General features: G+C 37.1%; 17 protein-coding genes. 7 read left to right on the top strand and 10 right to left on the bottom strand.

Features of this window, described 5'->3' with window-relative positions:
* Nucleotides 1–392, bottom strand: a 392-nt coding sequence (locus D6734_02105; protein RMF97479.1) for a thioredoxin family protein, incomplete at its 3' end; no start/stop codon positions are given.
* A gap of 34 nt (nucleotides 393–426) precedes the next feature.
* Complete coding sequence (locus D6734_02100; GenBank protein ID RMF97478.1) at nucleotides 427–846, bottom strand: hypothetical protein; 420 nt, start codon at nucleotides 844–846, stop codon at nucleotides 427–429.
* A 284-nt stretch (nucleotides 847–1,130) separates the two neighbouring features.
* On the opposite strand from D6734_02100, the gene D6734_02095 reads away from it, so the two are divergent.
* Nucleotides 1,131–1,868, top strand: a complete 738-nt coding sequence (locus D6734_02095) for a metallophosphoesterase (protein RMF97477.1) — start codon at nucleotides 1,131–1,133, stop codon at nucleotides 1,866–1,868.
* Nucleotides 1,869–2,300, top strand: a complete 432-nt coding sequence (locus D6734_02090; protein RMF97476.1) for a hypothetical protein — start codon at nucleotides 1,869–1,871, stop codon at nucleotides 2,298–2,300.
* Here D6734_02090 and D6734_02085 read toward each other — a convergent pair.
* Nucleotides 2,297–3,358, bottom strand: coding sequence for a hypothetical protein (locus tag D6734_02085; protein ID RMF97475.1), 1,062 nt, complete (start codon nucleotides 3,356–3,358; stop codon nucleotides 2,297–2,299). The genes D6734_02090 and D6734_02085 overlap by 4 nt on opposite strands.
* A 363-nt stretch (nucleotides 3,359–3,721) precedes the next feature.
* Here D6734_02085 and D6734_02080 point away from each other — a divergent pair, with 363 nt between their 5' ends.
* From D6734_02080 to D6734_02070, 3 genes are read left to right on the top strand one after another with little or no spacing between them, the layout of a single operon-like run.
* Complete coding sequence (locus tag D6734_02080; GenBank protein RMF97474.1) at nucleotides 3,722–4,870, top strand: alanine dehydrogenase; 1,149 nt, start codon at nucleotides 3,722–3,724, stop codon at nucleotides 4,868–4,870.
* Nucleotides 4,870–6,165, top strand: a complete 1,296-nt coding sequence (locus tag D6734_02075; protein ID RMF97473.1) for an acetyl-CoA hydrolase/transferase family protein — start codon at nucleotides 4,870–4,872, stop codon at nucleotides 6,163–6,165. The genes D6734_02080 and D6734_02075 overlap by 1 nt, the downstream gene beginning before the upstream one ends.
* 22 nt (nucleotides 6,166–6,187) lie before the next feature.
* Nucleotides 6,188–6,403 carry a DUF3343 domain-containing protein gene (locus tag D6734_02070; protein ID RMF97472.1) on the top strand — a complete coding sequence of 72 codons (216 nt, stop codon included), beginning with the start codon at nucleotides 6,188–6,190 and terminating at the stop codon, nucleotides 6,401–6,403.
* On the opposite strand, the gene D6734_02065 is transcribed toward D6734_02070, so the two are convergent.
* Nucleotides 6,393–8,144 (bottom strand): TldD/PmbA family protein, encoded by a 1,752-nt coding sequence (locus D6734_02065; protein RMF97471.1) that lies wholly within the window; start codon nucleotides 8,142–8,144, stop codon nucleotides 6,393–6,395. The two genes, D6734_02070 and D6734_02065, sit on opposite strands and share 11 nt — an antisense overlap.
* Nucleotides 8,145–8,391: 247 nt before the next feature.
* Here D6734_02065 and D6734_02060 point away from each other — a divergent pair, with 247 nt between their 5' ends.
* Entirely contained in the window at nucleotides 8,392–10,611 is a 2,220-nt protein-coding gene (locus tag D6734_02060) for a bifunctional alpha,alpha-trehalose-phosphate synthase (UDP-forming)/trehalose-phosphatase (GenBank protein RMF97470.1), read from the top strand.
* Nucleotides 10,612–10,724: 113 nt separating this feature from the next.
* Nucleotides 10,725–12,884: a Na-K-Cl cotransporter gene (locus D6734_02055; protein ID RMF97469.1), complete on the top strand. Its 2,160-nt coding sequence runs from the start codon at nucleotides 10,725–10,727 to the stop codon at nucleotides 12,882–12,884.
* A 14-nt stretch (nucleotides 12,885–12,898) separates the two neighbouring features.
* Here D6734_02055 and D6734_02050 read toward each other — a convergent pair whose 3' ends face one another.
* From D6734_02050 to secA, 6 genes are all read right to left on the bottom strand, one after another.
* Complete coding sequence (locus D6734_02050) at nucleotides 12,899–13,141, bottom strand: DUF2905 domain-containing protein (protein ID RMF97468.1); 243 nt, start codon at nucleotides 13,139–13,141, stop codon at nucleotides 12,899–12,901.
* Entirely contained in the window at nucleotides 13,141–13,719 is a 579-nt protein-coding gene (locus tag D6734_02045; protein RMF97467.1) for a hypothetical protein, read from the bottom strand. Before D6734_02045 ends, D6734_02050 begins: the two co-directional genes overlap by 1 nt.
* A complete protein-coding gene (locus D6734_02040; GenBank protein RMF97466.1) occupies nucleotides 13,716–14,615 on the bottom strand; it encodes a radical SAM protein in 900 nt (299 codons plus the stop codon). Before D6734_02040 ends, D6734_02045 begins: the two co-directional genes overlap by 4 nt.
* Before the next feature lie 27 nt (nucleotides 14,616–14,642).
* Complete coding sequence (locus D6734_02035; protein RMF97465.1) at nucleotides 14,643–15,536, bottom strand: radical SAM/SPASM domain-containing protein; 894 nt, start codon at nucleotides 15,534–15,536, stop codon at nucleotides 14,643–14,645.
* A gap of 50 nt (nucleotides 15,537–15,586) precedes the next feature.
* Nucleotides 15,587–16,369, bottom strand: coding sequence for a tetratricopeptide repeat protein (locus tag D6734_02030; GenBank protein RMF97464.1), 783 nt, complete (start codon nucleotides 16,367–16,369; stop codon nucleotides 15,587–15,589).
* Between the two features lie 45 nt (nucleotides 16,370–16,414).
* The coding region (gene secA / locus D6734_02025) for a preprotein translocase subunit SecA (GenBank protein RMF97463.1) at nucleotides 16,415–18,944 on the bottom strand (2,530 nt) is incomplete at its 5' end.

Below are 18,944 nucleotides of genomic sequence, written 5' to 3'. Positions count from 1 at the left end.
AATTTCCAATCATAAAGATATATGTCTGGAGTACATTGAGCACCAAATGCTTTTGCTACAGTTTGTGATTCATCTATTAGATATGGAAAATCTATATTCAATTCTTCGATCTTTTTTATCATCATTTCAGGTTTGTCTTCTGGGTAATCAGGATGAATGTTTGGATTGATGGCTACTGTATTGATGCCCCTCTTTTTTGAAGCTTTTGCCAATTTGACAAACCGCGGCCAGATTGCTTTTGCATATGGACAATGATTGCAGGTGAAAACGACAAGCAGTCCCTTTTCTCCTGCAATATTTTCGCTATTATAGGATTTTCCATAAGGGTCTTTCAATTGAAATTGCGGCATAGGACTTCCAAGCGGAATATCGATAGATTCAACAAGTGCCATCTTTCAGTCCATTATTTCCTTTTGCTGAAACAGTTCAATGAGTTCTTTCGTTTCTGTTTTTATCTGTTTGAGGAAGCATCCACAACTCATTATCCATATCTATATTTGAAAATTCAGCGATAGTATCCCTTCCCTTCCTCAACAATGCCGCAATAAAAAAGTGGTTTGCCAAAATTGTTGCAGTTTTCTTATTGACTGATGGAGAAAGGATAAACCTTTTGTAAGCATCCTTTCCTGCCTCGATGGCATTTTTCTTTTCTTTTTCAAGAGCGCTTCTCAAAAAAGAGCGAGACACTTCAAAAATTTTCTCATTGAAGCATTCACCTGCAGCTTCTGAAATATCGAGAAAGACCATTGAAGAAAGAATATTCATTGCTTCTTCTGTCTTTTCATTTACAGCGCTGTCATTGATATCAATTTCATTCAATGAAAAATCAATATATTTCAAATTCATTTTTTCTCCGTTTTTTTATTTATTGAAATACTCTCTTTTTATATATAAATGGTAAATAAATGCTAATTCATATTAAAGATGTTTTTAGACACTATTTAAGGAGTATTTTATATGGTATTTGTCAACCTTATCTTATCTTTTGAGATCAATGTCAAGAAGAATAATTTTTCTAATACTTTTTCCTGAAATAAAAATATTGGTAGTGGAATTCTCGAAACTTTGTCTTGTTCACCCAAAAAATCTTTTATAAGATAACTTCAAAATTATTATTTGATTGCGATAAAATGAAGATAGCTATCATTTCTGATATTCACTCCAATCTTGAGGCATTTGAATCTGTATTGAAAAAAATAGAAAAGATAGACGCAGACAGCATCTACTGCCTCGGCGATATAGTTGGATATAATGCAAATCCAAATGAATGTGTTGAAATCATCAGGGAAAGAGAAATCCCCTCCCTGATGGGCAATCATGATAGAGTTGCGTGCGGTATTGAGGAGCCGATTTTTTTTAATCCTGTTGCACGTGAAGCTGTTTTATGGACAAGAGGAGAACTTTCACAAAAAAACCGAGATTTTCTGTGCCAACTCCCTGAAAAAATGAATATAAGCAATGAAATACTTTGTGTCCACGGCTCTCCTCGTGACGCTGATGAATATATCTTTGGAGAAGCTACAGCCGAAAAGTGCCTAAACTACCTTGAAGATTATGAAATTGGTATCAAAATCTGCTTTTTTGTACATACCCATTTTAAAGCGGCATATTCAACTGCCAATATTAGCCCTTCGGAAGGAAGCAAAATCAAATTTCATTTGAAAGAAAACTATATTTACCTTATAAATCCCGGAAGTGTGGGACAGCCAAGAGACAGGGATTGGAGAGCATCATTTGTTGTCTTCGACAGTGAAAAAAAACTTATCACCTACTATTTGGAAGAGTATGATGTAGAAAAAACAGCAGAAAAGATTAGAAAGAAGGAATTGCCTTTATATCTTGCAGAACGGCTATTTGAAGGAAAATAAATGAAGAAATTAACTTTTTTTATTGGTGGCATTATACAAGGTTCAATTGCTGATAAAAAAATCCATTCACAGGATTACAGAAAAAAAATCAAGACCATATTAATGGCAAAATACAAAGATGCAGAAATCATTTGTCCCTATTCAAATCATCCCAACTCTATAAATTATGATGATGACAAGGGGAAGAAGACATTTTTTGAGCTTATGGAAACTGCATCCAATGCAGACATACTTATTGCATATTTGCCTGAAGCAAGTATGGGGACGGCAATAGAAATGTGGGAGGCAAAGAAGAAAGGAAGATTTGTTATTTCCATTTCTCCACTGGGAATCAATTGGTGTATAAAGTATCTTTCAGATATAATTTGCAAAGATATGAATGAATTCGAAGATTTTATTGAAAAGAGTAATTTAAAAGCACTTATACATTAAATTCCAAATTTATCTACCATCTCCTTCATCATATCGGCTATTGGCAAATCGTAGGGACATCTTGACTCACATTCCCTGCATGCTACACATTCAGAAGCAGGTTTAAGTGTGCCTTTTTCAATGGCTTGAAGATAGGCAATCTTCTTCTTTTCATAACTCAATACACCTGCATTCAATATATCAAGAAGACCAAAAATTCGTAAACCTTGAGGGCAAGGCAAACAATAGCCGCATCTATGGCAATACCTGTTGCCCATCCTTTCCCTGAATTCTAAAAGTTTGTTATTTTCTTCATCAGAAAGAGGAATATTAGACTCTGCTACAGCAATATTTTTCTTTAATTCTTCGATTGTTTTTGTTCCCGGAATTATGCACGATACCGGCTTCGAATACAGCCATTTCATCTGTGCCTCTGCAACCTCTCCAAATTGGCCGCCTCCGAAGGGCTTCATCACCACCGTCCCAATGTCGTATTTTTGAGCAATGGGAAGAAGCTTTTCTTCAACCTCATATTCAATAATATTGAATGGAAATTCAACAACATCAAAGGCCCCTGTCTTGATTGCATCAATAAGAATAGGATAGTTGTGTCCTGCAACAAGTGTATAGTCAATCAAGCCCTGTTTCTTTGCTTCTTCAAGGGCGGCAATCCCGCCGTTACTATCCATTATTTCATTCAAACTTTCTTCATAATCAACGAAGGCAAGATGAAAGATATCAATTACTTCTCTTGAACTTCCTTTAAAAATCAAATTCAACGCTTTGTCTATATCTTCCAATACCTCAGATTTTTTCTTTTTCATCGTTTTTACACCGACATATACTTCGTCTCTTCGTTCTTTCAGCACTTCACCCATCTTTGAAGCGCTGTCAATGTATGCATTTTTATCATTAAATTGCGCAGGCCCCTCATCAAGGTCGAAATAATTTATTCCCATATCAATAGCTGTATGAATCAAGGGTATTACTTCTTCTTTTGGCATAAATGTAGTAGGCAATCCACCAAATGATATAGCCGATACTTTTATCCCTGTGCGCCCCAACCGTCTATATTCCATTTTTTATCTTCTCCCCGCTTATACATTTATCAATTTTCAAAGTTTGCATAAGTTGTAATAATGTTGATATCCAAATTTAAAAATAATTTTATTTGTGATTTAGAGTATTTTTTGAATTACTTCAACTCGAAAAAGATATAATTCAACGGTAGGCATTGCTTTTTGGATATTCCCTTTCTCATATTTTAAAGGATTTTATATATAACTATGATGCAGAATTTTTTATCGATACCCGTCATTTCATTCATTATTCAATAAACAAGTTTGTGTAATAAAGGAAATCATATCAATGCGCTGTCGGAGTTTTGTGTTAAATGACTTTTGCTCTTTCAGAGTAAAAAAAATACTTATTCATAGTTTCTATTGACCGAATATTTGCCTGCTTTTATAATTTTCGTTATGGATATTTCAATTGTATATAACAAAATAAGTGAAGACTTGAGAGTCCCTCTCACCCCCGGCGCTGTATCAACAATCGTTAAAGAGGGTAATGATGTTTATTTTTTGAAGGGCGCCGGCACTGCAAGTGGATTCAGTGACCGTGAATATGAATTGAAAGGCGCCAAAATTGCCTATACAGAGGAAGAAATTTGCAAAAGAGGAGACTTGATAATTTCAGTCACTCCACTTCCTTATGATTTCCTTGCGATGATAAAAAGAGGAGCAACGGTTATGTCATTTCAGCATCTTGCTGTTGCAAGTGAAAAGTATTTAGACCTCCTCTTAGAAAGAGAAATTACTTCTATCGGCTTTGAAGTTATTTCAGATGAAAGAGGTGAATTGGTAATAGAAGCGGCAACAGGAGAAATCGCAGGAGCCCTTGGAGTACAAATTGCGGCTTCTTACCTTCAGACAAACAAAGGAGGACGCGGAATTCTTTTGGGAGGCGCACCCGGAATAGAGCCTGCCAATGTTCTAATTATAGGCGCAGGAAGTGTAGGTCGAAGTGCGGCTCGTACTGCTTCGGCTTTGGGTGCAAGAGTGCTCATTATAGACCGCAATGTAGAAAAACTCCGTTTAGTTGAAGACACCATTGGCAAGAGCGTTTCGACAGGTTTTTCAAGCACTCATGGAATCGCGGAATGGATAAAGAATGCCGATGTCGTAATCGGCGCTGTATATCTCAAAGGAGCAAAGAGTCCGATAGTTGTAAAGGAAGAGATGGTCAAAACAATGAAGAAAGGTTCTGTCATTATTGACCTCTCAATCGACCAAGGCGGGTGTGTTGAAACAAGCAGGCCAACTACATTGAGTAATCCAGTATTTGAAAAATTCGGTGTAGTGCATTATTGTGTACCGAACATTCCATCACTTGCGGCACGCGCATCCTCGCAGGCACTGAGTCATGCTTTATTCCCTTATATAGTTGAAATAGGCAATACTGGAGATGGATATCTTAAATCAATTCCTTCTCTTGCGAGAGGGACATATACATACAAGGGCAAAATTACGATGAAGGTTCTTGCCGACCTTTTCAACAGGAAATATACACCAATAGAGGAAATCGTCTAATGGACTGGCCAGTAATCTATAGACAAAAAATAACGACACCGGAAAAAGCGGTTAGTTTGATTGAATCAAATAGTAGAATAATCATAGGTTCAGGATGCGCTGAACCGCAGGTGCTTGTAAAGGCTTTGAATGTTGTTGCTCAGGATTTAAAAAATGTTGAAATAGTAAGTCTATTGACTATGGGTATAGCAGATTATACGGACCCAAAATATGAAGGTTCTTTTAGACATAATGCTTTTTTCGTTGGGGCAAATGTTAGAGAAGCTGTTAATTCCGGAAGGGCTGAATTTACTCCCATTTTTCTCTCGGAAATTCCTCGACTTTTCAAAAAGGGAATACTTCCAATCGATGTAGCATTGATTCAGGTGTCTCCGCCTGATTCTCACGGATTTTGTTCATTCGGTGTATCTGTTGACATAATAAAACCTGCAGCAGAAAACGCAAAAATAATTATTGCTGAAGTAAATGAAAGAATGCCGCGAACTCTTGGCAACAGTTTCATCCATGTCAGTAAACTCGATGCAATTGTTGAGTCGTCAGCACCCCTTTTGACACTTCCAAATCATAAAATGGATGATATAAGCAGTAAAATTGGTGAAAATGTTGCTGAACTTATTGAAGACGGTTCTACTCTTCAAATGGGGATCGGAGCAATTCCAAATGCAACACTTGCAAATCTCAAAAATAAGAAAGATCTCGGTGTCCATACTGAGATGTTTTCTGACGGTGTTATTGAACTTGTGGAATTAGGAGTTATCAATAATGAGAAGAAGACAATACATCCCGGCAAGATTGTATCGAGCTTCCTGATGGGCAGCGAAGAACTTTACAGATTCGTTGACAATAATCCTATAATTGAGCTTCATCCCTCTGATTATACAAATGACCCTTTCATCATTTCACAAAATGAAAAGATGGTAGCAATAAATTCTGCAATTCAAATCGATATTACAGGACAAGTTTGTGCAGATAGTATGGGCACTCTCCAATTCAGCGGTATAGGGGGACAGGTGGATTTTATAAGAGGTGCCGCCCGCTCTGAAAATGGCAAACCAATAATTGCATTACCATCAACCGCTAAAGGAGGCAAAGTTTCAAGAATTGTTCCTAAGCTCGATCCGGGCGCAGGTGTTGTCACATCGCGCGGGGATGTCCACTGGGTGGTAACTGAATACGGAGCAGTCAATCTTCATGGGAAAAGTATGAAAGAAAGAGCAAAGGCATTGATAAGTATTGCACATCCTGATTTCCGTGAAGATTTGGAAAAGGAGGCAAAGGAGCGGAAATTCTGGTAATCCATTTCAAAGGAATAACTTCGTGAGAAAAACATCTATTCTGGTTTTTGAAACTACACATATGACTCTGAAAGCAGAACAAATATTAAAGGATAATAAATTATCAAATATGATTGTGCCAAAGCCAAAAGGCGTCAAATCAAGATGCGGCGTTGCATTGAAGGTTTACAATAAAGACCTCTCAAAAATAGAATCACTGCTTGCAAATCATAACCTTACATATAAAGCTATTGGTTAATTTCAATTTGCGGCTTTTCAAGAATTGGCGGTCTTGTCTTCTTCAATGGTTTCCTTTGAAGCTCAATCTCTTCTATCAATACACTGGGAGCAACTGTTGAAACAGGTACCGAACCTGATTCAGCACCGCAATATCCATTGAATACTTCATAATCTTTGCCTGTGGCAATGATTCTGTTTATGCTGATTAGGGGAGTACCGACAATTTCTACTCCTCTTACCAATGTTTCTTCTCCAGTCTCTACATCGACCTTATAAACAAGTTTGGGTGTGCTTCTGAATGCTTGAAAGGACCTTCTGCTTGTGGAAGTTTCCCCTCCTCCTTCGATATCTCTTATAATCAAGCCGAATTTTTTCCCTCTTTTTTTAGCTTCCTCGATCAGCATTCTTTTCAATTCATCGGCAGAATATTCTTTCGATGATTTGATAATGAGATTAGCCATCCTCCCCATCGGTTTTCTTTGTCCGCTGGCTCTCCCATGTCCATTAGATTTGTTGAATCCTTTTATGGGAGTCCTTGAAAGCAGAAAATTTTTCAAAACACCGTCCTTTATCAGTTCCACCTTTTGCGCTTTCACTCCTTCATCATCATATTCATAAAAACCATTGAGATGAACTCCATTAAAATATTTCAGAGTTGGGTCATCTTCTACAGTCAGAAATTCAGGTATTATTTTTTTCCCAACTTTTCCCTTGAATGTTTGTCCTTCTTCATCGGTCCTTTGTCTTTCGCCTTCAAGTCTATGGCCAATAGCTTCATGGAAAAATACACCTGTTACTTTTGGAGACAAAATTGCAGGTCCTGCATAAGGGTCCATTTTTTCTGCCTTGCTAAGTGCTTTGAGTTCACTTATCAATTTCCTTACTCTTTTTTCCAATCTTTGTTTGTCAACGACACTATCCGGATCGATATCATAGAAGACATCCTGATTTGATAGCGCTTCACCATCTTCAGTAATCAAAGTTGCATTGATGCTCGACATATAAAGAGGATATGAAGTAAAAAACTTTTGCCCTTCAGAATTTACAAAGTACTTCGATAAAACCCTCCCTTCTGCCTCAACACCGCTGTTGGTTATCTCAGGATATTCATTAAATATTGAGCTTATATATCTCAGGGTCTTTATTATCTTCTTTTCGTCATATTCCAACTTCTCTTTTTTCGAAATAAAAATATCTGATTCTTCCCGGGAAAAATCATCAAGTTCCTCTTCTTCTTTATCTACTTTAAAGATCTTTTCGCTCTTCTTTTTGAGGTAAGAAGACAAAGCTCTTTTGTATTTACTGTCAGTTAAAAGCCAGAGTGAAGTACGAATGGCTCTTTCGTCATCATCTATTGGCGCAGAAGAGAAACCATACATTCCTGCCAAAGAATAATCTTTCGAAAATCCAAAAGGTGAGCCGCTTACAGACGAACTGTCAAATTTATAATTTCCTACCCTTGTTTCACAATATATGGACCTCACATTGCGTTTGTTTTTTGAAAATATTGCTCCGTATTTTGCAGATACTGAAAATAGCTGTGATTCTCTCATAAGATAACTTATAAAATAAGGCGGCTGAAAATCAGGAAGTTTCAGTTTTTTCATTGAACGGTTCAATTCATCTTCCATTATTTTTATAATCTTTTCAGGTTTTTTGGTCTCAGTCCCTTGAAACCAACCTGCCAAAAAAAATGATATAATTATTAGAAAAAAAGAAATTAATTTCTTTTGTGAACTTTTCTTCATACTTACCTCCATTAAAGGTTGCAGAAACTGAATTTTTCATAATACAAATATAATCTATAGGATGTCAACTAAATCACTAAAATAATAATCTTATGAAAAGATAAAGAATTGAAACTTTTCATTTGTAAAATATAACATCAGTATAATATCTTCATTTATGCATTAATTCTTTTTTTATTGTTCAAATTAATTTTTTTGTTTTACTTAATATGTGTTGATTGATGCAAATATGAAAAATACTGAAGGAGTAAAATAAAAGATGAAATTGATTATTGTCTCTAACCGCCTTCCTGTTGTCGTTGAGAAAAAAGATGAAAAACTAAATCTCAAAATGAGTGCAGGCGGATTAGTTTCCGGCCTTACTGCTTATCTCGATTCAGTCAAGGGCTCATCTTCGAAAAAGGGTCCAGATTTTCTATGGATAGGATGGCCTGAAATCTCTCCTGATGAAAAAACAAAAAAACTGCTGAAGACAAAAGAATTGCCAAAATTGAACGCCTACCCTGTATTTATCCCCGAAGAATCAATGGATAAGTATTATCATGGCTTTTGCAATAATACAATCTGGCCCCTTTTCCACTATTTTCCCTCCTATACAGTTTTTGACCATGACCTTTGGAAGCACTATAAGATTGTCAACAATCTTTTTTATGATGCAGTTACAGAAGTTGTTGAACCTGATGATATTGTATGGGTGCACGACTATCATTTAATGCTTTTGCCTAACCTTTTGAGGCAAAAATATCCCAAATTGGCAATCGGTTTTTTTCTCCATATTCCCTTCCCCACCTTTGAAATATTCAGACTTCTCCCGGGCAAATGGAGAGAAGAAATTTTACAGGGAATTCTCGGAGCTGATCTGATAGGATTCCATACACATGATTACACGCAATATTTCCTTCGCTGTGTACTGCGAATATTGGGGTATGAAAACAATATGGGGAAATTGATATATGGGGACAGAATAATAAAGGCAGAAACATTCCCAATGGGAATTGACTATGACAAATATCACAATGGAGTAACAAAACCAGCGGTTCAAAAAAACAAGGATAAGCTGTTGAAGATGCTTTCAGATATGAAAGTGGTACTCTCTATTGACCGTCTTGATTATACCAAAGGCATAATAAACCGCCTTATTGCATATGAAAAATTTTTAACAGACAACCCTCGATGGCATGGAAAAGTAATTCTTGTCATTATCGTAGTGCCATCGCGTACAGGTGTTGAACAATATCGCCAGATGAAAAAGCAAATCGATGAAATGGTAGGGAAAATAAATGGAAGATTTGGAAAAATGAACTGGATACCTATACTTTACCAATATCGCTCTCTACCATTTGAATCGCTTGTTGCTTTATATAGTGTAAGTGATATTGCCCTTATTACACCTCTTCGTGATGGAATGAATCTCATTGCAAAGGAATACATTGCATCAAGAAGAGAGGGGGATGGGGTGTTGATACTCAGTGAAATGGCAGGCACGGCAAAAGAGCTTGGTGAAGCAGTAATTATCAATCCCAATGATATCGAAGAGATTTCTGACGCCTTGAAGGAAGCTCTTGAAAAACCCTTGGAGGAACAAATTGAATCAAATAAAGTTATGCAGGAAAGAATCAAACGCTACAACATAGTAAAATGGGCTGAAGATTTTATGCAGCAGCTTCTTTTATTGAAAAGTGAACAAAGGCAATTCAGTGCAAGGCTCTTGAATTCAAAAGCTGAAAAAAAGATTATATCGAAGTACAAGAAAGCCAAAAGGCGATTACTGATTCTCGATTATGAGGGAACCATTATTCCATTCAGCGGCCATCCGCAAAGAGTAGCACCAAACCGGCAGGTTATCTCCATTATCAAGAAACTGGCAAAAGACAAAAAAAATATGGTTGTCATTATGAGCGGAAGCGAAAAAACTTTTCTTGAAGATTGGTTTGGAAAAATAAAAGATGTTGCTCTTGTGGCAGAAAACGGTTCATGGATAAAGGGATTAGACGGAGAATGGAGAGTTATCAAGCCCCTTACAAATGACTGGAAGGAGCAAATTGTCCCTATCTTGAAGCTTTATTCTGAAAGGCTTCCGGGATCTTTTGTTGAAGAAAAGGAATATTCTGCTTCACTTTATTATAGGAAGGCAGATACCGAGTTGAGCCTTATACGGGCAAAGGAGCTTCTCGATGACCTCGTGGAATTTACAGCTAATCTCGATGTACAGATAAGCAGAGGATATAAGGTGATAGCTGTGACAAATTCAGGGGTAAACAAGGGTACCGCTTGCCTTCATTGGATAAAAGATAAATCATATGACTTCATCTTTGCAGCAGGCGACAACTGGACTGACGAGGAACTCTTCAAGTTAATGCCTTTTAAGGCAACCTCGATCAGGATAGGCATTGTCCAATCGTATGCAGATTATAATTTACAAAGCTATGAAGAACTTCTAAACCTCCTCAAGAAATTTATTGGAGAAGAACAATTATAAAGAGGCAGATTCTTTTTTTTGGAGAATAAATAATCATTAAACAACATTTATTTTGATTCTATTAAGTGCTTCAGTACCTTTAAAAAGATAAAAACTTTTACACCTTTTTACATATGGAAATACCAAGAAAATTGAATACATTTCTTGGAGTATTTACACCATCCATATTGACAATACTTGGTGTAATACTTTATTTGAGAATCGGGTGGGTTGTAGGAAATGCAGGATTACTTCCCGCACTGGCAATCATTGGGCTTTCGAATATAATATCCCTTGTCACTGCATTATCGGTATCGGCCGTAGCTACAAATATGACTGTTGGTGTGGGAGGTGCCTATTATATCGTATCGAGAAGTTTGGGTCTGGAAATTGGAGGTGCCATAGGAATACCTTTATATCTCTCCCAAGTTTTGTCGGTAACACTTTACTCTTTTGGTTTAGCAGAATCTTTGAGAATACTTTTTCCAAATCTCCCTATTGAATTAGTCGCAGCAATTGTTGTCATAGCTGTAACCATTATTTCACTAAAAGGTCCAGAGATAACTTTAAAAACTCAAATCCCCGTTTTAGTTCTTATATTTCTTTCCCTACTATCCTTGTATGCAGGCACAAAAATAGGAGAACACCAACCAATCCTTTGGGGCGATTATCCTGATGCAAAAGACTTTTGGACTGTATTTGCGGTTTTTTTCCCTGCTGTTACAGGAATTCTTGCAGGTGTAAGTATGTCAGGAGACCTAAAGAATCCTCAAAAGGCAATACCATTGGGAACATTATGTGCTGTCATTGTGGGTTTTATCGTTTATTTGACTGTGCCTTTTGTTCTCGCTTTTAGCGCTGATAATTCACTTCTTTTGAATGACAGCTTGGTTTGGACAAAGGTTGCTGTTGTTCCACTTCTTGTTATTCCGGGACTATGGGGCGCCATATTCTCTTCCGCTGTTGGCAGTATTCTTGCCGCACCCCGCACACTACAAGCCCTTGCAAATGACCGTGTAGTACCGTCTCTGTTTGCTAAGTATCAGCTTAAAAGCGGTGAGTCTATTCCTTCAATCATATTATCTTCAACTTTGGCGCTTTGTGCCGTTTTATTGGGAAACCTGAATGCAGTAGCGCCCTTTGTAACGATTTTCTTTCTAACTACTTATGGAATGATAAATCTTGTAGCAGGACTTGAAAAGCTCGTTGCTGACCCCTACTACCGTCCAAGCATCAATGTCCCCTCTTTTCTATCTTTAGCTGGCGCACTCGCATGTTTTTGGGTGATGTTCGTAATAAGCAAAAGCGCATGCATCCTCGCAATCATATCCGAATTGGTAATATGGGCATTACTTAGACGCCGTGAGATGCGTGCAACTTGGGGTGATTTGCGGCGAGGACTTTGGCTCTCGCTTGCCAGGTATGCGCTCTTAAACCTGAAGACATTGCCAGAAAATCCTCGCAATTGGAGACCCCATATTCTACTTTTTGCGGGAGATGTAGAAAAAAGAATCAATCTTGTCCGTTTTGCATCGTGGCTCAACCATGACAGAGGTATATTGACAGTCTGTAATCTCGTTGAGAAGGAATCAGAAGATGATGTAAAGAAAATCGAGGAAGAAGAAAAGTCGATAGACCATTCACTAAATCTCAGACAGCTTGTCGCTTTCAGTGAAGTCAATGTTGTTGAACATTTCGAAGAAGGAATAATAAATATGGCACAAACGCAGGGCATTGCAGGATTGACATCAAATACACTTATGTTTGGATGGAGCAACTATACAGAAAGGCTTGCATCATATTTAAGAATTATGAGACGAGTAAGTCATCTTGGAAAATCAGTCATCATTGCCGAAATATCAAAACTCGACATTGAAAAGAAGAATAAAAAAATTGATATTTGGTGGCGCGGAAAACAGCATAATGGGGATTTGATGCTTCTGCTTGCTTACCTTCTCTCATTAAACAATGAATGGCGGCGCTCTACTATTACTGTAAAAAGTATTGTAAGCAGTGAATTGTCTGCTCAAGAGATGGAGAAAAACCTCTCAAAATTGATTCCGTCAACAAGAATTCCTGCAGAAAGAAAGGTAATACTAAGAGATAAAAACAGAGACATAGAAGATATGATGAAAGAAGAATCCTTTGACGCCGATGTAGTTTTTCTTGGATTAAAGATCCCTGAGACAGGAACGGAAATGCAGTATGCAAAAAGAATCGAAAAACTTGTTAGCGGTTTTTCAAGTGTGGTCCTTGTTAGAAATTCAGGAAAATTTGTCGGCGAACTTGTCTGACAAAATCGAAACAATCATCTTCTAAAGAAAAATCTTAAAATCAAAGTAAGGATAATGCTTATGATAATACATGTCGTCAAAGGGAAGTAGAATGAAAAATTCTTCTTTTCAATTCTGATATCACCGGGAAGTTTCCCTAATTTGTCAATAAAAGGAATTTTGCCTGATAATGTATTTGAAAGCATTAAAAATAACCCGATTGCCGCTATTAATATGCCTGTGAAGAAGAGTATCTTTCCCAAATCGCCAAACATCATTATTGCTTCACCCCTCTTTTTTTTCTTTCTTTTTCCATAATACGCTGATTTCTTTCTTCAAGACTGAAAGAGCATCCACAATATTTCTGCCTGTACATTCCGATTTTCAAAGATTCCTGCACTCCGATTTTCCAACCTTTTCTGAAATCTTCGTAAACAAAATCTATTTTATATCTATTGGCAATATCCACTGCTATCTCTTTCAGCTTTTTATGTTTCATATAAATACTGTATAACAATGTTGATGAAATCTTATCAAATCCTTCTTCAATGGCTCTTCTTGCTGTAGTTTCAAGCCGTATATGATAACAGATTTCACATCTTCTATCTTCGTTGCCTTCAACCGATTTCAAAAAATCATCATAAGTTTCGCGAGGTTGAGCAAACAAGATTGGAATTTTTTTATCTTCCAAATAATTTTCCATCGTAACCTGTCTTTTCAAATATTCACTTTTAGGAAAGATGTTAGGATTGTAAAAGAAGGCTGTAATTTCATATTTTTTTTCTAATACTTGCAGTGGATAAATAACACAGGGTCCACAGCAAGTATGCAAAAGAAGTTTCCCAGACACTTTCATAGCCCTCTTTTCAATCCAAATTTTTCAGCATATCTTTTAACTTCTTCTATTTCACTTCTTTTAGGATATCTATTTATTTCAGCAAATTCATTTGCCCTATGACATGGACGATACTGCCCCATCACATTGACATATGTATCAGATGATATTTTATCTGAAATAAATTTCAAGATTCTTTTTGAATCTTCCATCATTCCAGGCATTACTAAATGTCTTACTAAAAGACCTCTTTCAGCAATTCCATCTTTATTTATCTTCAAATCTCCCACCTGTCTGTGCATTTCTATAAGAGATTCCTTCATATGTTTTGAATAGTCTTTGGCATTCGTATATTTAGCCGCTATTTTATCATCATAGAACTTTGCATCAGGCATATAGATATCAATAATACCATCGAGCAATTCAAGTATTTCTACATTTTCATATCCTCCACAATTATAAACAATCGGGATTTTCAAACCTCTTCTGCAAGCTATCATTATGGCTTCCACTATTTCTGGAATGTAGTGTGTTGGTGTAACGAAATTTATGTTATGGCACCCTGCTTTTTGGAGTGCAAGCATATGATATGAAATCTCTTCCGCTGAAACATCTATACCGCTGTCATAATGACTGATATCGTAGTTTTGGCAAAAGAGGCACCCCAAATTACATTGAGACAAGAAAATTGTTCCTGAACCAAATCTTCCCACAAGAGGAGATTCTTCACCGAAGTGAGGCGCGGCGCTCGATATTCTGGCATTTGCCCCTCCTCTGCATTTTCCTTTTTCGCCGGCAAGACGGTTTACATGGCATTGGTGAGGACAAAGGACACAGTCTTTCAAAACATCTTTGAGTTTTTCAATTCGCTTTTCTATCTCTTCAGATTCACAGATTTTCAAATATGAAGGAAACATAGACCAACCCGTATAGATTTTCCACTTTTAATTGGATAAACGGAGGCATTGTCTGCATATTTTTGTATCTATCTTTCTTTCTAAAATCGACCTTTCCATATCTATGCGCCTTTGGCTTTCCCAAATTTCACGAAGGGACTGACTTTTAACATTTCCAATCTCAACTTCTCCTTTCCAATCATGGCAACAAAGCACTGCTCTTCCATTTGGAAGTATATGAAGTTGCGGGGCCTCTAGCCCTGCACACATTGGTTTACCGCTAATGAATAGAAAATCTTTCCAATTGGATTCTGCACGGCTGTGAAAACTCACATCAACATATTCCTTTTCATTTTCCAATCTTCCCACAGAGTATGAAAACTGATAAAGGTCAGACAAGTACTTGATTTCTTCGAAAAATTCTTTTCTCACTTGGTCTGATACTATGTCATAATCGATTGACCATATCTCAATCTTGAATCGCTCTGTCATATTCTTATTCTTGTTCAATAATATGAGTTTTAAAATATCATCCAGTTTTTTTTCGTAGGATGTATTTTTTCTAATGGTTTCATAAATTTTTTTTCCCCAATCGAGATTTAGGCACACTAAATCTCCGCTTGAAAGAATTTCGCTTAGCAGTTTGATTTCTTCTGGTGACAGAAGGGTTAGATTTGTCAAAAGATAAATATTTAGTTTTTTTTCTTTGACAAATTTTATGAAGTCAAAATTGTCCTTATGAAGAAATGATTCACCAAACTCGCTCCATGTTACCATTTTGTTGAAGAGTCCATCAGAGGCTATCTCCTCGAGGAGTCTAAAAACAATATTGGCTTCTAAAAAATTTCGGTAAGGCAATGAAGCATTTGGACAACGGCAAACGAGATTACAGCAATTTGTTGGCGTGATATAAACACTGACTTTCTCATCTATATTTGACATTTTCTATCATCAATCGATTTATGAAAACAGAGTTTAATATTTCTTCTTTCTTACTTGTTTTTCAATGATGTATTCAATTTATCTAAATATTCTTTCGCTTTGATTTTCAGAGTCTCATCTTTGCCTGAATAGACTATCCACCTAAACTCTGCTTCTGCTTCAGGGTAAAGATTTCTCAAGTAATAATTGACTCCAAGATTATAATGAGAAGGAGCAAAATCAGGGTTTGCGGCAATAGACCTTTCATAATATCGTGCAGCTTCTTCATAGTTGCCGCGCTTTTCACTAATTATGCCCAAGAAATAAAGGGTTTCTACATTTTTCGGGTCATACTTCAATACATTATGAAAACTTTTTTTTGCGCTATCAATATCACCTAATTGAAAATAAGCTTTCCCTAAATTGTAATAGACTATGGAGGGAGATTTATAAAGAGGGTCATTGATTACTTTCTTCCACTCGACTATTGCATCGGCAAGGTCGCCTTGTATTGCCAATGTAGAAGCCATACCATTTCTAATCTCTGATTCGTTTGGTTTTATTGACAGCGCTTTCCTGAAATAGCGTAAAGCTGTATCGTATTCCCTCAACATTGAATAGGTCAATGCAAGGTCATTCAAATAATAAGGATTTTTTTCGTCATACTTTACAGCATTTGAAAAATTTCGAAGAGCTCTTTCATAGTCGCCATCGGCAAAAAATTTAACACCTGCATTGTGATATAGTATTGCAAGTCTTTCTTCTTCTTTTCTTTGTTCAGCGCTTTTACAGGAAGAAAAAATTAGGAACGCTATTAGAAATAAACAGACAAATAATTTTTTTTGTTTATACATTTTGGTTAATTTCTTAAGATGGATTCAAAAGAAATATGAGATGCATCATTGTCCGGCAGTAACACGCCCTGCCGCACCACAGCATTTTTTGTATTTTTTCCCGCTTCCACAGGGACATGGCTCATTTCTTCCGATTTTTGCCCCTTGGCGTCTTACCGTCTTCTTTTTCGTATCACCCTCTTCACCGCCATGACTCATTGATATATTTTGAAGCCTTCTCTGCTGTCTCTCATACATTTCAGCTTCATCAACAATCTCAACCTTGAATAGATGTTCGAAGGCGTCATTTTTAGCCCTTGAAACCATCTCTGAGAACATTGCAAAACCTTCCTTTTTATATTCAACCAAAGGGTCAAGCTGGCCATATCCTCGCAATCCAATTCCTTCCTTCAAATGGTCCATAGAAAGAAGATGGTCTTTCCAATGATTGTCAATTGCCTGAAGAACGATCATTCTTTCAAGCTCATCTGCTTCAGAACCGATTTTCGCCTTCCTGTCAGCCCTCTTCTCTTTATAGACTCTTAAAAGCAAATCTATTACTGCCTCTTTAACATCTTCATATTCATTGTTCTCAAAAGAAATGCCTTCTTGAATTATATCGACTCTGCTTAGTCTGCTAATTGCATCAACTATTCCTTTTCTCTGTTCTTCGAGATCTTCTTCCATTTCATACTGTGAAAATACATCTTCAACAACATCTGCAATAACATCTGTCACAACTTCTTCGATATCCTCGGCTTCGAGAATCTCGTTTCTCATTTGATATACAACTTCTCTTTGCTGATTCATTACATCATCATACTCGAGGAGCTGTTTCCTGATGCTGAAATTGTGAGATTCTACATTCCTTTGCGCTCTCTCAATGGATTTGGTTACCAAAGAATGTTCTATTGGCTGTCCTCTTTCCATTCCTATCTTTTCCATAAGGTTCGATGTCTTATCCATTCCAAAAATTCTCAAAAGATCATCTTCCATTGAAAGATAAAAACGAGATGAACCGGGGTCCCCCTGCCTTCCAGAACGACCTCTGAGCTGATTGTCAATTCTTCGGCTTTCGTGCCTTTCTGTACCTATTATATGCAGTCCGCCCAATTCAATTACTTCCCTTTCCCTTTCAACATCTTTTTCCTTCGTCACAGGGTCAACGCCGCCCAAAACTATATCTGTGCCTCTTCCCGCCATATTCGTTGCAATAGTGACTGCATGCTTCCTACCTGCCTGAGCAATAATTTCCGCTTCTTTTTCATGATATTTTGCATTGAGGACATTGTGTTTTATGCCTCTTTTTTTAAGCATCCTGCTGATAAGCTCAGATTTTTCGATGGATATCGTTCCTACCAAAACAGGTTGTCCCCTTTTATAGCAATCCTCTATTTCATTTACTACGGCTTCAAATTTTTCCTCTTCTGTCCTGTAAATGACATCAGGATGTTCGATTCTTCGTAAAGGTTTATTTGTGGGAATAACTATAACTTCAAGATTATATATCTTTTGAAATTCCTCTGCTTCTGTATCAGCTGTCCCCGTCATACCTGCCAATTTCTTATACATTCTAAAGTAATTCTGAAATGTTATGGTAGCGAGTGTTTGATTTTCATTTTCAATCTTGACCCCTTCTTTTGCTTCAAGGGCTTGGTGCAATCCGTCGCTATATCTTCTGCCAGGCATAAGTCTGCCTGTAAATTCGTCAACTATTATGACTTCTCCATCCTTGACAACATAATCTACATCTCTCTTGAAGAGAGTATGCGCCTTCAGGGCTTGATTTACATGGTGGATAAGCTCAATGTTTTTTGGGTCGTAAAGATTATCTACTCCAAGAAGTTTTTCTGCCTTGGCAACGCCTTCTTCTGTCAAAGCCACTGTCCTCGTCTTTTCTTCGATTGTGTAATCCTCTTCGGCTTTCAGTCGCGGCACAATCTTATCGACAGCATAATATTTCCCCGTGGAATCATCGGTAGGTCCTGAAATGATTAGCGGAGTCCTTGCCTCATCGATAAGTATGCTGTCAACTTCATCAACGATTGCATAATTTAGTTCACCTTGGCACATATCCTTCTTTCTGAATTTCATATTGTCTCTTAAATAATCGAATCCAAATTCGTTATTTGTGCCATAGGTAATGTCGGAATGGTATGCTTTATAACGCTCTTCGTCGTCCATATCGTGCTGAATAAGTCCGACTGACAATCCTAAAAATTTATATATTTCTCCCATCCATTCGGAATCTCTTCTCGCCAAGTAATCATTTACTGTTACGATGTGGACACCTTTGCCTTCAAGAGCATTCAAATATACAGGTAGGGTTGCAACAAGCGTTTTTCCCTCGCCTGTTTTCATTTCTGCAATTTTTCCCATATGAAGAACGATTCCACCGATCAACTGCACATCAAAATGACGCATTCCGAGCGTTCTTTTTGAGACTTCTCTCACAACAGCAAACGCTTCAGGCAAAATATCATCAAGAGTTTCTCCTGAGGAAAGACGTTTTTTGAATTCATCTGTTTTAGCTTTGAGGGCATTATCTGAAAGTCTGGAAATCGATGGTTCCAACTTATTGATTTTATCAAGTGTT

This window comes from Candidatus Schekmanbacteria bacterium, assembly GCA_003695725.1.
Lineage (GTDB): Bacteria > Schekmanbacteria > GWA2-38-11 > GWA2-38-11 > J061 > J061.
Note: the sequence above shows the minus strand (reverse complement) of the source record. Positions and strands in the feature narration are given on the sequence as shown.